Raw genomic sequence first — 15,976 nt, forward strand, 5'->3', positions numbered from 1 at the left:
GATAAGTGCTAGTATAAAAATGTAATTAATCTAAAATTATTTATAGTGCCAGGGGTGCCATTTGTGCTGAGAAAAGTGAAAACTTTAACCCTTTGAACCTGATTCGGGTAACGCCGACGTAGGAAAGCTACTTTAATATTGGATTCAAAGCACTGTTTTTATAATAGTGCTTTTTATTTTTGTTAAAGTATAGGGAGAGAATAAAATGTTTGTAGATGCGCATAATCATATGGATTTTTATAAAGATAATTTAAATAATGCAATTAAGAGTATAAATCGCAGCAATATTAAAACCCTAGGATGTTCTATGGATTTGGAAAGTTATATATTTACAAAAAAATTAAGTAAAGATAATAAAAATATAACTCCATGTTTTGGAATACATCCATGGGAGGCACATAAAAACTACAAGGATTTAGATAAGTTCGATGATTATGTAAAGGAATGTAAAATTATTGGAGAAATAGGACTTGACTACTATTGGGTTTTGGAGAAAGAAAAATATCCTTATATGAATCTAGTATTTGAATACTTTTTAGGTAAAGCTAAGGAATATGACAAAATAACAAACATTCATACTAAAGGAGCAGAAAAGGAGGTATTGGATTATATAAAGAAATATGATTTAAGAACACCTATAATTCATTGGTATAGTGGAGATTTGAATATATTAAAAAAGTTTTTGGAGTATGGGTGCTATTTTACAATAAGTGTTGATATAGGATATTCTAAACTTACAGATGAGATAGTAAAAATTCTTCCTCTAGGTAAAATCTTAACAGAAACTGATGGACCTACTTCACTTGAATGGGTAAATAAAAAATATGGATATCCATCTGAAGTTATAAATATTGTAAGAAAAATTTCTTTAATAAAGAATCTCCAGTTTGAAGAAGTTAGAGAAAAAATTTATGACAATTTTAATAAATTAAAATTATAGACTGAAGGTGCTTATATATGGAAAAAACAAAAAACATTCAAAGTAAAATATATCCTATAGTTACAATAGCAATAGTTGTACTTATATGGCAGTTAACAATAAACTTTGCCCATGTTCCTCAGTATATTATTCCTTCTCCGCTGGATATTTTAAAAACTCTTGTATCAGATTTCCAAAATATAATGGAAAATACAGAAACTACATTGTACGAATCTTTTATAGGTTTTTTTATATCTATAATATTTTCCTTTATATTGGCTGTAATAATGGATAGTTTTGAGATTGTGAGAAAGTCAATATATCCTATTTTACTAATATCTCAAACTATTCCAACTATAGCAATTGCACCTTTGTTTATAATATGGTTTGGATTTGGAGTACTTCCGAAAATAATAGTAGTGGTAATGGTATGTTTTTTCCCGATAGTTGTAAGCCTTGTGGATGGCTTTGAGAAAGTGGACAGGGATTATATAAATTTATTTAGCACTATGAAAGCTTCAAAATTACAGACATTTTATCACTTAAAGCTTCCCTATGCTATGGTGAATTTTTTTTCAGGCTTAAAAATAGCAGCAACTTATATGATAATGTCTGCAATTATAGGTGAATGGCTTGGAGGAGATAATGGTATTGGTGTATACATGGTAAGGGCAAAAAATGCATATCAATTGGACAAGGTTTTTGCTTCAATTTTAGTCATTGTTATTGTAAGCATTATAATAATTTACATTATAGATTTTATAGGTAAAAAAATAATACATTGGAAATAGAGGGGACGAATATGAAAAAAAATAAAATTGTATTCTTGTCGGTAACTATATTTATTATAAGTTTGTTATTTGGGGGATGTGGAACGGGTGAAAAGAAACAGGAAGCTGCTTCTTTAGATAAAACTACGGTAATACTTGACTGGACTCCAAACACAGATCATACAGGATTATATGTAGCATTAGATAAAGGATATTATAAGGAGGAAGGACTGGATGTGAAGATAGTTCAACCTTCACAAGGTAATGTGACAAATCTTGTAGCTGCAGGCAAAGGAGATTTTGGTGTAAGCTATCAGGAAGATGTAACCTATGCGGTTACAAACAAAAATCCACTTCCTATAAAATCCATTGCGGCAATAATACAGCACAACACTTCAGGGTTTGCATCACCTAAAAGCAAAAATATAAAAAGTGTAAAAGATTTTGAAGGAAAAGTTTATGGAGGATGGGGTTCTCCTTCAGAAGAAGCTGTAATCAAAGCTGTTATGGAGAAAAATGGAGCAGATTTCAGTAAACTTAAAATTGTGAATATGGGAACTGATGATTTCTTTGCATCTACGAAAAAAAACGTTGATTTTGCCTGGATCTACCAGGGATGGACTGGAGTTGAAGCAAAATTAAAAGGTGTGGACTTAAATTTTATACCTGTCAAAGATTTAGATTCTGCACTTGATTACTACACTCCTATTTTAATAACTAGTAATAAAAATATTAGTCAAAATCCAGATAAAGTTCGAAAGTTTTTAAAAGCTACAGCAAAGGGATATGAATATGCTATAAAAAATCCTGATGAAAGTGCAAAAATACTTGTCAAATATGCACCAGAAATAGATAAGAAAATAGCTGCAGAAAGTCAGAAATATATGGCAAAGCAGTACATAGCAGACGCACCTAGATGGGGTGTAATGAAATCTGATGTATGGAGTAGATATGCTAAATTTTTACAAAGTAAAGGGTTAATTAAAAAGGAGCTAAAAACAAGCGATGCTTTCACAAATGAATTTTTGCCAAAATAAACATGATGATTCCATCATAAAAGTTAAAAATGTGAGTATAAGTTTTGAGGAAAATCTTATACTAAAAGATATATCTCTTAACTTAAAAAAGGGAGAATTTGTTTCTATCTTAGGTCCAAGTGGATGCGGAAAAAGTACTTTGTTTAATATAATAACTGGTATTATTAAAGAATACAGAGGAGAGGTTTCAGTAAAGGGAGACATAGGATATATGCAGCAGAAAGATTTACTTTTGCCCTGGAAAACTGTAATGGAAAATGTAGTGCTTCCACTTGATATAAGAGGTAGTAATAAAAAAGAATCGAGGGAAAGGGCAGTTAAGTATATTGAAATAGTTGGACTTAAAGGCTATGAAAAGAAATATCCCTATGAACTTTCAGGAGGTATGAGACAGAGGGCAAGTTTTTTGAGGACTTTTCTGTCTTCTGAGGAAATAATGCTACTTGATGAACCCTTTGGTGCGCTGGATTCTATAACTAGAGGTAAAATGCAAAGATGGGTTCTTGATATGAAGCAAGAATTGAAAAGAAGTATACTCTTTGTAACTCATGATATAGAAGAAGCAATTTTGCTCTCTGATAGGATATATGTACTATCCTCTAAACCTGGAGTGATTAAAAAAGAAATTAACGTAGATTTTGAAAGTGAGAACAAGAAAAACAGAATATTTTCTAAAAAACTTTTAGAAATGAAAGCAGATATTTTAAAGCTGCTTTAAATTATTGATAAAAAATAAACACTATATAGAGTTCCTAAACAAAAATCAACTTATACTTCGAATATTTTTTACAACCTTCAGTTCGTTAAATATTTTGATAAGTCTAAGCAAAAAATTTTAAAAAAGCTAAGAACTTTTGAAAACTCGTACCTCAAACAATTCAAAAGTTCTAAGTTTTTACGAATTTTTCCCTAAGACTTATATACAAAATATTTAAAAGAGCTTCATCGTTGTAAAAATATGTCTGCGTATAAGTTAAATTATCACCTAGAAACCCTATAGCTATTTAGATTTATCTATGTGGACATCTTCACCTAATTGATATAATTCTAATCCTGTAGTTTGATATTTAGTGTTTACATTAAATTTAATTTCCACATTGGATACTCTTAGAAAAAATTTATTCTGTGATTCTGGAAAGAGTTCGTATTTTGCTTTACTGCCACCCTGTTCATAATAAAGATGACTTCCATTACTTGTTATAGATATATTTAGACCTCCTGGAATAGTATAGCTTCCGACATATTTATCTAAAGTTTTACTGTCCACTTTTACTACTCGTTTTGTATTTGGAAGCTCATAACTTCCACCCATACGGATATTTGATAAAGTATCAGTGAGAGAATTTACGTTATAATATCCTATATTTTGTAAGCGTAATTATGCTTAGATCTTTATCTGGATATCTTGCTATATTTCCATCTTGAGCTACAAGTACACTTCCGTGGAAGTTATCTGCTCTTTGGAATAAGCTTAAATAGTTGTCTAATTTTTATGTTAATAGTAACTTTTATGAATATAATAATATCACAAAAAATGGAAAACTCAATAATAATTTAAAAATTGAAGTTAATTAAGATGATTTGAAGCTACTTAATCATAGTGCAAATTTTGTTTATACCTTTTTCAATTTCAATGGTATTACTTCTACTAACACTTAGTCTTACTAATTTCTTTGATATATTGGTATTTAAATAAAATATATTTGGATCGGTCAGAAGAATGTTTTTTGACTTTAACCCATTAATTATATAGTCTATATGTGTACTGTTAACCACCTCAAAACTGGCAAAAAAACCTGAAGGGGGAACGTGCCAAATTATATTAGAGTTGTAACAAGTTTTTACACATTTATTAAGACAGGCCATTCTTTTAGAATATACCTCCCTAAGTTTTTTTGCATGTATGTCAAACATACCACTTTTTATATAAATTTCTAAGGCTCCCTGTGAAAGTACGGATGTGCTTAAATCATTCCATTTTTTATATTTGCCAAAAGTTTTTAGTATCTCTTTTGGAAGTACAATTGCAGAAATTCTCAATCCAGGCAATAATACTTTAGAATAGGTTTTTACATATATAACTTTTGAGTAAGAATCTAAAGCATATATTGGATCAGACTTTTTTTCAATATCCAAGTCAGCTAAATAGTCATCTTCAACTATATATACATTATATTTTTGGCAAAGTTTTAATATTTGTTTTTTTTCACTATTTGAATATGAAAATCCTGTAGGATTGTGAAAACGTGGAATAATATAAAAAAATTTTATATCTTTGTGCTTAAATATATTTTCAAGTTCATAAAAGTCTATTCCTTTTGAAGTCCTATTTATACCTATAATATTTACATTATTAAGTTTTAAAGATTCTATAACTCCGTAATAGGTTGGTTCCTCAATAAGCACATTTTTTTTACCATTTGGAAAATCCATCATAGTGAGTATATTTATAGCTTGTTGAGAGCCTGCTGTTATAAATATATATGGCTTGTCAGTAAAAATTTGATAATTTTGAAGCTGCTTTTGTATGGTACAAATCAAGTTTTCAACTCCCTGTGTACTAGAGGGAGAGATAAGATTTTTTTTATATAAATTTAATGCTTGATTTAAACAATCCTGAAATTCTTTATAAGGCAAAATACGTTCATCTGGAGCGGATGTTGAAAAATCTATACTTTTATTATCAAAACTATTATTCATATTTAGACTGTTTTCAATAAGGTAGTATCCACTTTTAGGTACAGCGTATATTATGTGATCTTTTATCAATAAGTCATATGCTTTGGCAGCAGTTATTTTGCTGCACTCAAATTTTTTACATATGTTCCTTATAGAAGGTAATTTTTTACCCGGTTTAATATATCCTTTAAATATTTGTTCTTTTATATATGTGTAAATAAAGTTATACTTCATAAAACTACCTACTTCCTATGAATCTGTACTAGGCCACATTAGAATTTTTTGCATTGTATAGAAAATATATATTTTTTATACTTTAATTATACTATATAAGGAGATACAAAATATGAAGCATTTAATTTGTAAAAATAAAGAACAAGTAAGTTTAAAATATGATATATTAATTGTAATTTTAGGAATTGGAGGATTTATTTCTGCTGCTGATAATTGGTTTGTATCGCCGATACTTCCGGCAATAGCTTCAGAATTTAATACATCAATTCCTAAGACTGGTATTATATTGACATTATACATGATACCCTATGGAATAATGCAGCCTGTTTATGGATATTTCAGTGATTGTTACAGTAAAGTTAGAATACTTAAGTTGATTATATGTGGATTTGCTTTAGGAACCTGTGGATGTGCATTTGCTAGTTCTTTATTTGTACTGAGCATATGGAGGACAGTAACAGGATTTTTTGCTGCAGGTATTATAGCTGTATCTCTAGCTTTGATTGGGGATACCGTTCCAGTTTCAAAGCGATCAAAATATGTTGGAAAATTTATGGGGATTGTTTTTCTGGGACAAGGTTTTAGTGCTGGCTTAGGTGGAACATTAGCTAGATATATCAGCTGGCGTGTATTATTTATTTTTTTTGTGGCAGCTGCAATATGCACGGTATTTCTTTTGTTTACCATACCTAAAGATAATATTATTTCTGTAAATAAGAAGTTTTTTACTGAAGTTAAACGTGTTACTTTAACACCAAGTGGGAAAATAATTTTTCCTATGGCACTTATATCCGGGTTTCTATTTTTGGGTTTGTATAGTTATTTAGGTGCCTATTTTCATTATGCCTTAAAGTTAAATTATATGGAATGTGGAATAATTGTAATGTTTTATGGATTTGCTTGTCTTGGTGCAGGCTCTATCATGGGAAAGTTAAATGTAAAAATAGGATATAAAAATGTGATCATATTAGGTGAAATATTTGCACTAATGATGACTTTATTTTTAATAAATTTTCACTGCTGGGAAATGGGTTTGGTTGCCACTATCAGTTTGGGCATTGGATATATTTTCGTTCAATCTACCTTGGCTACTATGGCTTTTGATGTGGCATCTGATTCTAAAGGGTTACCTTCAGGATTAATTGGATTCGGTCTATTTTGTGGTGGTGGATTGGGCAGTGTTTTTAGTGGCATTGTCATTGCTAAAATAGGCTATCAGTTATTATGGGTGATATTTTCTGTTTTTATTTCAATCTTTATTTTTGCAACATATAAACAAATTAATAATGAATAAAACCTTTTTATGTAACAAAAACTATTAGTAGAAGGGAGAGATAAGGATGAAATTAACAGTTGAAGATATGATAAAGCAAAAACTTCTTGATGAGCAGGAGAGCGTTAGAGATTACCAGGAGTATTCTGGTAAAATAGAGAATAAAGAAATAAATCAGGTGTTTAAAAAATTTGCAGAAGAATCTGCCCTGCAAGCACGGGAACTAGAAAGATTGCTTAATAAATTTGAAAGATAGCTGTATAGAATTATATCATAGAAGGTTATTATGACCTTCTATTTTTTATAAAAATTACTAGACTTTTTTAACAAAGATAATATAATATAAAATATGGGAGTTTTTTAAATATTTGCTCAACTTTCGCAGCTTAAAAACTTTGCAAGTTGAGATAATTATTAATTATTTTGGGGGCATATTATGTGTAATAAGAACATCTCGGAAAGACGTAGGTACATGGTTCTAATTTTTGCATTTATAGCCATACTAAGTTCTATAATTTTTAAGATATCATTATTTTACGCATTTACTATAAGTATAATTTTTTCAACCTGCGTTTTTATAAAAAGTGGCTTTAGTGTTACTGAGCTATTAGTTATGGTAAAGAATAGTCTTCTTGACTGCAGACAATTACTTACTTTAATTTTATTGATAGGAGCTTTAATCCCTGTATGGTTTTCATCTGGAGTTATACCTACAATAATGTACTATGGTTTTAAATATATGCAGCACATGAATATTCTATTTATGATTTTTATACTTACGTCTGCTGTAGCAGTATTTATAGGGTCTGCTTTTGCAACTATAAGTACCATTGGAATTGCAAGCTTAGGGTTGGCAAAGGCTTTTGGAATTCCAGATTATATTATTTTAGGAGTAATTGTTTCAGGTGCATTTTTAGCAGATAAAATGTCTCCGATTTCAGGACTTGTAAATCTTACCTTAACCACTGTTAAAACATCCTATAAAAATATGCTTTCATCTATGGTTAAGATATTATTTCCTGCATATTTAATAGCTGGCTCTGTATATTTTTACATTGGACAAAGGTATAGTGTGGGTTCTAACTCTTCAAATATAAGTAGGTATACTACTTCAATTAAGAAAAGTTTTGTAATTTCACCACTTTTTTTATTAATACCTGCAGTAATTTTTATAGTGTCTTTTTTAGGTGTAAAAATAGTTAATTCGCTTTCACTTGGATTAGTTGCTAGTGTGATTTTATCTATGACAGTACAAAATACTAGCATTTGGAGTGTTGTCATGGAAATAACTACGGGTTATGTAGGAAATACAAAATATGAGTATTTGAATAAGGTATTAACCGGTGGGGGAATAACTTCTATGGTTGAGGTTTTACTTATAATGGGAGGAGCTATTTCGTTAAATAGTATTTTTCAAGGAACAGGCCTTATAAAACCTATAGTGGATAAAGTAATTTCAACTATAAAATCAAAGGAAGAATTGGTTATAAAGACTTGTGCTATAAGTGGAATGTCCACAATAGCTTGTGACCAAACTGTTGGCATAATATTACCTGGACAACTTTTGAGACACAAGTATGAGGAATTAGGTGTGGAAAATAAGATATTAGCTAGAACAATATCTGATACTGGAACTGTTATTGCTCCATTAGTTCCATGGAATGTAAATTCTTTATTAATTTTAGCAGTTACAGGTATTTCTACAATTAAGTATGCACCCTATGCATTGCTGTGCTATATGCTACCCATAGTAACCATATTTGCAGCTTGTATTTGCAAAGTCAAAAAAGTAGAATAATATAATTATTTATACCAATGGAGCAAACATTCTCAAAATTGATTCTACAATTTTTTTTGAAAGACTTCTTTTTTCCCATACATCTTTATTTATCTTTTTTGATACTTCTATAGTTCTTAAAAAATCTTTATAAATATTATCTATTACGGGGACATTGTACAGGTAGGTTGCACATTCAAAATGCAAATATAAACTTCTGTAATCTAAGTTTATAGTTCCAACTACTGCACATTCCCCATCAGATACAAAAGTTTTTCCATGGATAAATCCTGGTGTATATTCGTATATTTTTACTCCTGAATCTAATAAGTTGTCATAATGGGATCTAGTGAGAATCTGTACGATTTTTTTATCTGGAATAAAAGGTGTTATTATTCTTACATCTACCCCTCTTTTTGCTGCAAGAGAAAGTGCCAGTATCATTTCGTAACCTATTACTAAGTAGGGGGTAGTAATATAAATGTAATTTTTAGCACTGTTTATAATGTTTAAATACACGTATTCTGCTGCCCCATCAGGTTTTATGGGTCCACTATTGTAAGGCATTACAATACCCTGACTTTTTTCTAGCTTGCATGAAGTCTTATATTTTGAAAAGTTCTCTTTCTTTTTTGATATTGATTGCCACATTCTTAAGAACATAATTGTAAAACTATAAACTGCTTCTCCTTTTAAGCATACAGCCATGTCTTTCCAGTAACCATATTTCTTATATTCATTTATATATTCATCACCTATATTAATTCCACCAGTGAACGCAACATTTCCATCAATTACAGTTATCTTTCTGTGATCTCTGTAATTTAGCATAAAATTTAAAATTATTTTAAAAGGATTAAATATTTTTAATTTTATATTATTGACTTTAAGAGATTTTTTGAAATCTTTTGGTAAAACAACAAAAGAACCTACATAGTCTACTAGTACTCTTACTTCTACACCATTATTGGCCTTTTCTTTTAAAATATCAAAAATTTCATCCCACATTTTACTTTTTGATATTATGAAGTATTCTAAAAAAATAAATTCCTTAGCATTTTTTAATTCCTCTAAAAGTTTTTTATACATGTCTTCTCCTGAAGAGAAGTAACCAACTTTTGTGTTTGTATAGCATCCATAGTCACTAATATTTTTTATAAGTCTTGTTTCATTGTATCTTATTTTATTTTGTTTTTTAAAAGAAGATAGCATATTTTGGTCTTCCTTTGGAAATACGTCTTTATCCAATTCTATTTTGTTTATCTTATTAAAGTTACGTTTTATTCCAATCATGGAAAAAATGTAAATAAGTGCTCCCACCACTGGAATGAGAAGAATTAGAACTATCCAGCTGATTTTATAAGAAGTATTTTTATCTTTATAGTTTAAGTGAATTACAAAAATGACACTTATGATTTCGAAAAAAACAAAATAATACATTAAGGATATATTAAATGAATTGAAAACTAGTGCAATAGCTATAAATTGAAACATTGTCCAAAATATTAAAATTACAAATTTAAAAACTGCCACAAATATTCTTCTTTCACCCAATAGCAGCACCTACTTTTCAAGTTTTTATTCTATTTTATCATAAACTATGTTAATGAAAAAGGTTATGATTTCCTTTTAAAAGAAGTACCACAAATTTTACATGTTATGGTTACCTTTCCTTTGTGTCTAGGAACTCTTAATTTTTGAGAGCAGTTTGGACACTTAAATATTTTATATTGTTTATGATTGTTGATAGAATAGGTAAATCCACTAAACTTTTTAGCTAGAGGTGAAATGAAATTTTCATAGGCCTCAAGTTCTTTGTATCTTCTGTATTTATTTCTTGAAAGGCATCTCCAGGTACTGTATATGAAAAATACAAATCCTAATGTAGCTGTACGTCTAAATAAAGATAGAACAATTCCGCCAATGTAAAGGTGGGTAGAAAGTTTATCAATGCCATAACTTTCTCTAAAATAATAGGAAAGCTTATTTAAAAAATTTCTCAAAGTGATCGCCTCTTTAAATTAGATTGATATTTATAGGTTTACATAATATTCTATTTAACTTCGAGATAATTATACAGTATAATTAGTGCTTTTGCATTAGGCAAGAAGATTAATTAATCTTATGTTCATAATTGAAATTGTAATTGAAAAGTAATATTATCAATAAATAAGATAAAATTTTGGGAGTGTGTCCGTTGAAATATATGAAAAAATATATACATAAATACTGGAAAGGTTTTTGCTTTGCTATATTTTGTCTTGCTGTGGAAGCAATGTGTGATTTGATGCAGCCTACTATAATGTCAAAAATAGTAGATATAGGTGTAGCAAATAGAAATATGGATTACATAGTTAAACACGGATTTATAATGCTGATAGTTACAGGATTAGGTGCCTTAGGTGCGTCGGGACGTAATATATTATCTGGAAGTGTATCTCAAAAATTTAGTAGGGATTTAAGGGCAGATTTATTTAAAAAAATTCAGAGTTTTTCGCTTAACAGTATTGATAAATTTAAAAGCAGTTCACTTATAACACGTCTTACTAATGATGTAACTCAGGTTCAAAATTTTGTCAATGGACTTATGAGGATATTTGTGAAATCTCCTATTGTTTGTATTGGAAGTATTATTATGGCTTCCAGGCTGAATTTACATTTAGCAGTGATATTGTTTATTATAATACCAATTATAGTCTTACTTATATTCTTAAATATGAAAATAGGATATCCCTATTTTATGAAGGTTCAAGTATCACTTGATAAAATAAATTCTGTTATGAGGGAATATTTATCCGGAATAAGGGTGGTAAAGGCATTTAATAGATTTAATTATGAGAGTGAAAAATTTGAAATTGCAAATGAAAATTTAGGAAAATTAACTACAACTGCAATGCGTATCATGTCTTTATTTTCTCCAGGAAGAAATTTGATTATAAATATAGGAATAGTATGTGTTTTATGGATTGGTGGAAAGTACGTAGAAGCAGGAGACATTCAGGTAGGAAAAATAATTGCTTTTACCAATTATATGACGCAAATACTTTTTTCTATTATGATGATATCTGCTGTATTTAATGTATTTGCTAGATCTAAAGCCTCAGCAGTTAGAATTTTTGAGGTATTAGATGAGGAGAATGACGTAGAGCTTAATGAAGTCTCTACAAATTTTACTGAAAAAGGGAGAGTAGATTTTGAAAATGTATGCTTTTCCTATTCGGATGGACGTCAAGTTATAAATAACATTAGTTTTACCTGTATGCCAGGAGAAACAATTGGTATTGTTGGTCCTACAGGTTCAGGTAAAAGCAGTTTGGTGAATTTAATACCTAGATTTTATAATGTAACTTCTGGAATCATAAAAATTGATGGAGTAGATATACAGAATATAGATGAAAAAACTTTGATGGATAAAATAGCTTTAGTGCCTCAAAAAACAACATTGTTTACTGGAACAGTTTTTGAGAATATAAGATGGGGCAAGGAAAATGCTTCTCTAGAAGAAGTTAAGAAAGTCTGTGAAATTGCAGAAGTTAATGAATTCATAGATAGATTTCCTGAAAAATATGATACTAAAATTGGACAAGAAGGAATTAATTTTTCAGGTGGACAAAAACAGAGAATTTCTATAGCACGTGCACTTATTAAAAGGCCTGAAGTACTTATATTTGATGACTGTACAAGTGCATTAGATGCAGTTACAGAAATTAATATAAGAGAAAATTTAAGAAAAGATTCAAGAAATTTAACGTGTATCATAATTTCACAGAAAATATCTTCTATAATGTGGGCTGATAAAATACTTGTAATTGATGGTGGGAAATTAGTAGGTATTGGAAAGCATGATGAACTTGTGAAAACCTGTAAAACTTATGAAAACATATTCATATCTCAGTGTGGAAAGGAGAACATATAGAGGATATGGGAAAGTATGATAGAAATAACATAGAAGTGCCTTTAGGATCTAGAAAGAAGGGAAGGGGAAGAAGACTTGGACCTGTAGAAAAACCAAAAAATTTAAGAAAAACGCTTCTAAGACTGTGGAAATATTTTGGAAGTGAAAGAAAATTGTTAGTTATAATACTCATATCTGTAATAATAGATTCTCTAGTAGGACTTATAGGACCTTATCTTATAGGAAAAGCTATTGATGCCATGTCAGAATCCTATGGAAAAGTAAACTTTCATATGCTTTGGGTAATAATTATATTGCTTTTATTAACTTATGTAGTTGATGCTATTTTAACTTTTTTTCAGGGATGGATTATGTCAGGGGTAGCCCAGCGGATAATAATGGGTCTTAGAAAAAATTTATTCGGCAAACTTCAAAAGCTTCCGCTATCTTTTTTTGATATGAATACTCACGGAGAAATTATGAGCAGACTTACAAATGATGTAGAAAATGTAAGTAGTACTATATCACAGTCTACTGTTCAGCTTATGTCAGGGGTAATAACAGTTTTAGGATCTTTTGTAATGATGCTTATATTAAGTCCATTTCTTACTCTGGTGACTTTAATTACAGTGCCTATGGTTTTTTTATTAACTAAAAGTATAGCAAAAAAAACAAATCCGCTGTTTAAGAATCAGCAGATAGAACTTGGAAAACTTAATGGACATATAGAAGAAACAATATCGGGTTTTCAAGTAGTAAAAGCTTTTAATCATGGTGAAAAGTCTGTAGAGGATTTTAATAAAATAAATTCTTCCTTATGTGAAGTAGGATTAAAAGCTCAAATTTGGTCAGGATTTTTAATGCCAATTATGAATGTAATAAACAATATAGGTTTTGCAGCTGTAGCAGGTGTAGGGGGAGTTTTAGCTTTAAAGAATATTATAACAGTGGGAATTATAGCTAGTTTTTTAAGTTATTCAAGGCAATTTGCAAGACCGTTAAATGATATAGCTAGTATATTTAATACACTCCAATCGGCAGCAGCAGGTGCAGAAAGAGTATTTGAAGTGCTGGATGAAAAAGAGGAGTTAGAAGATATTTCTCATGCAAAAGAATTTGAGCATGTAAAAGGGCGGGTTAGCTTTGAAAACGTAAGTTTTTGCTATAGAAAAGATGTTAAAGTATTAAAAAATATAAATTTTGATATAAGTCCTGGGACAAAAGTTGCTCTTGTTGGAGCTACAGGAGCTGGTAAAACAACTATTATAAATTTGCTCACCAGATTTTATGATGTATCAGATGGTAAAATTTTAATAGATGGAGAGAATATAAAAAATTATAAGAGAGATAGTCTTAGAAAATGTTTTGGTATGGTTCTTCAGGATACGTATCTTTTTTCGGGAACGATACTTGAAAATATCAGGTATGGTAAATTGGATGCAGATTTTACTGAAATTAAGCAGGCAGTTAGGTTTGCCAATGCAAAGACATTTATTGAAAAACTTCCACAAAAATACAATACTCTAATTCATGAGGGAGGAAATAATTTAAGTCAAGGTGAAAGGCAGCTTATAGCTATATCAAGGGCAATACTTTCAAATCCAGCAATACTTGTTTTAGACGAAGCTACAAGTAATGTAGATACACTAACAGAACTTAAAATAGAGGATGCCATGAATAAACTTATGAAAGGGAGAACTAGTTTTATTATTGCTCATAGATTAGGCACTATTAAAAATTCAGATATTATAATGGTAATAGATAAGGGAGAAATAGTAGAAAAAGGAAGTCATAGAGATTTAATTAAAAAGAAGAGTATATACTACAATATGTATCATAACCAATTTTACAGAAAAGAGCCACTATAAAAAATAGTGTGGACAACTGTGATAGAGTTTGTCATGGATTTTCTGTAGTTGGAATTGCTAAAGTGTTAGGAAATGTTGCAATTATTGAGATAGCTTTGACGTGAATTTTAATTTTGGAGAAATTCTAAACAATTTATATGTTGAATAATTGACATAATTGTGATATTATGTCCGTATTAAAATTAAAAATAATTTATATTTCGGTTGGACAAATATTTATTTGTTTTCAAGATGATAATATGACTTTTGGGGTGGAAAGTCCTTTAGGGGGGCTTTCCACTTTTTTAAACCCAAATAAGGAGGATATAATGGAAAAAACTTTATTAGATATCGTATTAATTCTTATATGTACAAAGATAGGCGGAATTATTAGTAAAAAATTGAAAATGCCGGAAGTTTTGGGCGCACTTATTGCAGGTGTAATACTTGGACCTGTTGTTTTAAATATTGTTCAGTATGATGATAATATAAAACTTCTCTCAAATTTAGGAGTAATTATGCTCATGTTTCTTGCAGGCCTTGAGACTAATGTTGAAGAATTTAAGAAAGCAGGCTTGTCTTCTTTTATAATTGCCATATGCGGTATTATTTTGCCTTTTGTTTTGGGAACTTTAAGTGCATATATATTTTTTAATAATTTCCTAGAAAATGTATTTGTTGGAGTTATTTTAACGGCCACTAGTGTAAGTATTACTGTGGAAACTCTTAAGGAACTTGGTAAGTTAAATACAAGAGCTGGTATAAATATTTTGGGAGCTGCTGTAATAGATGATGTATTAGGGCTTATACTAATATCTATAGTACTTGCTGTAGCCCAAAACTCAGGTTCTGGAGCCTCAGCTGTCGGAATGATGTCACTTGTTTTTTTGTTTGTAAAAATAATTTTATTCTGTGGATTTTCTATATTGGGTATAGTGTATTTACCTAAGTATATAAATAAATTTACTAGGTATGTAAAGCCAGGTAAAGAGATGCTTACTTTTTCACTAGCCTTTGCACTTTTAATAGCATGTGTTGCAGAGTATCTTGGAATAGCGGCTATTACAGGAGCATATATATGTGGACTTGTACTTTCCTCTATTGAGCATAAAAAGTATTTAGAAAGAAATATCAAAGCAATTTCTTCTGGATTTTTATCACTTATATTTTTTGCGAGTGTGGGCATTGAAGCAAATTTAAAAGGTCTCAATCTAGAAGTACTTATTATTACTTTAGTTATGTTTGTCATTGCAGTTGTCGGAAAAATAATTGGATGTGGTGGTGCAGCTAGAGTTCTTAAAATGAGTAAAAGTGAGTCTTTACAAATTGGAGTAGGTATGATCTCTAGAGGAGAAGTTGCTATAATTACTGCAAATATAGGATTACAAAAAAATATTATATCGGATGAAATATTTCTTCCAACTTTAATGGTTGTAATACTTACTACAATTATAACTCCTGTACTTTTAAAAATGGCCTTTTCCCATAAAAAGAGTTCTTTGTCTGAAATATAGCACTATTGAAGCAAAACTTTCAATAAGTTTT

General features: G+C 29.7%; 14 protein-coding genes, 1 riboswitch and 1 other annotated feature. Of the genes, 10 read left to right on the plus strand and 4 right to left on the minus strand.

From position 1 onward, the window contains the following. Positions 1-40: 40 nt before the first annotated feature. A riboswitch (TPP riboswitch) is annotated at positions 41-143 on the plus strand. A gap of 62 nt (positions 144-205) precedes the next feature. The 4 genes from DMR38_RS04160 to DMR38_RS04175 are packed head-to-tail and all read left to right on the plus strand — an operon-like array spanning position 206 to position 3,444. Then, entirely contained in the window at positions 206-940 is a 735-nt protein-coding gene (locus DMR38_RS04160; protein ID WP_127720132.1) for a TatD family hydrolase, read from the plus strand. A gap of 17 nt (positions 941-957) precedes the next feature. Continuing rightward, the gene (locus tag DMR38_RS04165; RefSeq protein WP_127720133.1) at positions 958-1,710 is read left to right on the plus strand and encodes an ABC transporter permease; all 753 of its coding nucleotides are present in this window, start codon (positions 958-960) and stop codon (positions 1,708-1,710) included. A gap of 11 nt (positions 1,711-1,721) precedes the next feature. Further along, the gene (locus DMR38_RS04170) at positions 1,722-2,726 is read left to right on the plus strand and encodes an ABC transporter substrate-binding protein (RefSeq protein ID WP_127720134.1); all 1,005 of its coding nucleotides are present in this window, start codon (positions 1,722-1,724) and stop codon (positions 2,724-2,726) included. After that, positions 2,707-3,444: an ABC transporter ATP-binding protein gene (locus DMR38_RS04175; protein WP_127720135.1), complete on the plus strand. Its 738-nt coding sequence runs from the start codon at positions 2,707-2,709 to the stop codon at positions 3,442-3,444. The genes DMR38_RS04170 and DMR38_RS04175 overlap by 20 nt, the downstream gene beginning before the upstream one ends. Before the next feature lie 282 nt (positions 3,445-3,726). Here DMR38_RS04175 and DMR38_RS04180 read toward each other — a convergent pair whose 3' ends face one another. Continuing rightward, complete coding sequence (locus tag DMR38_RS04180; RefSeq protein WP_127720136.1) at positions 3,727-4,038, minus strand: DUF3471 domain-containing protein; 312 nt, start codon at positions 4,036-4,038, stop codon at positions 3,727-3,729. 275 nt (positions 4,039-4,313) lie between these two features. Then, a complete protein-coding gene (locus DMR38_RS04185) occupies positions 4,314-5,639 on the minus strand; it encodes a PLP-dependent aminotransferase family protein (protein ID WP_127720137.1) in 1,326 nt (441 codons plus the stop codon). Between the two features lie 112 nt (positions 5,640-5,751). On the opposite strand from DMR38_RS04185, the gene DMR38_RS04190 reads away from it, so the two are divergent. The 3 genes from DMR38_RS04190 to DMR38_RS04200 all read left to right on the plus strand — a co-directional run bounded on the left by DMR38_RS04190 (position 5,752) and on the right by DMR38_RS04200 (position 8,710). After that, positions 5,752-6,933 carry an MFS transporter gene (locus DMR38_RS04190; protein WP_127720138.1) on the plus strand — a complete coding sequence of 394 codons (1,182 nt, stop codon included), beginning with the start codon at positions 5,752-5,754 and terminating at the stop codon, positions 6,931-6,933. Between the two features lie 46 nt (positions 6,934-6,979). Then, entirely contained in the window at positions 6,980-7,168 is a 189-nt protein-coding gene (locus tag DMR38_RS04195; RefSeq protein ID WP_013237552.1) for a hypothetical protein, read from the plus strand. Between the two features lie 180 nt (positions 7,169-7,348). Further along, entirely contained in the window at positions 7,349-8,710 is a 1,362-nt protein-coding gene (locus tag DMR38_RS04200; protein ID WP_127720139.1) for a Na+/H+ antiporter NhaC family protein, read from the plus strand. 9 nt (positions 8,711-8,719) lie between these two features. On the opposite strand, the gene cls is transcribed toward DMR38_RS04200, so the two are convergent. Then, complete coding sequence (gene cls / locus DMR38_RS04205) at positions 8,720-10,243, minus strand: cardiolipin synthase (RefSeq protein WP_127720140.1); 1,524 nt, start codon at positions 10,241-10,243, stop codon at positions 8,720-8,722. 62 nt (positions 10,244-10,305) lie between these two features. Then, a complete protein-coding gene (locus DMR38_RS04210) occupies positions 10,306-10,692 on the minus strand; it encodes a hypothetical protein (protein WP_127720141.1) in 387 nt (128 codons plus the stop codon). Positions 10,693-10,895: 203 nt separating this feature from the next. Here DMR38_RS04210 and DMR38_RS04215 point away from each other — a divergent pair, with 203 nt between their 5' ends. The 3 genes from DMR38_RS04215 (at position 10,896) to DMR38_RS04225 (ending at position 15,945) form a co-directional block, all read left to right on the plus strand. Further along, positions 10,896-12,605 (plus strand): ABC transporter ATP-binding protein, encoded by a 1,710-nt coding sequence (locus tag DMR38_RS04215; RefSeq protein ID WP_243124433.1) that lies wholly within the window; start codon positions 10,896-10,898, stop codon positions 12,603-12,605. Positions 12,606-12,610: 5 nt separating this feature from the next. Further along, positions 12,611-14,452, plus strand: coding sequence for an ABC transporter ATP-binding protein (locus DMR38_RS04220; protein ID WP_127720143.1), 1,842 nt, complete (start codon positions 12,611-12,613; stop codon positions 14,450-14,452). 202 nt (positions 14,453-14,654) lie between these two features. Further along, positions 14,655-14,713: a sequence feature (sodium ion sensor (DUF1646 type); this cis-regulatory element may regulate processes involved in with the transportation of sodium ions), on the plus strand. Positions 14,714-14,760: 47 nt separating this feature from the next. Beyond that, positions 14,761-15,945, plus strand: coding sequence for a cation:proton antiporter (locus DMR38_RS04225; RefSeq protein ID WP_127720144.1), 1,185 nt, complete (start codon positions 14,761-14,763; stop codon positions 15,943-15,945). The last annotated feature ends 31 nt before the right edge of the window (positions 15,946-15,976 follow it).

Source organism: Clostridium sp. AWRP (assembly GCF_004006395.2).
Lineage (GTDB): Bacteria > Bacillota > Clostridia > Clostridiales > Clostridiaceae > Clostridium_B.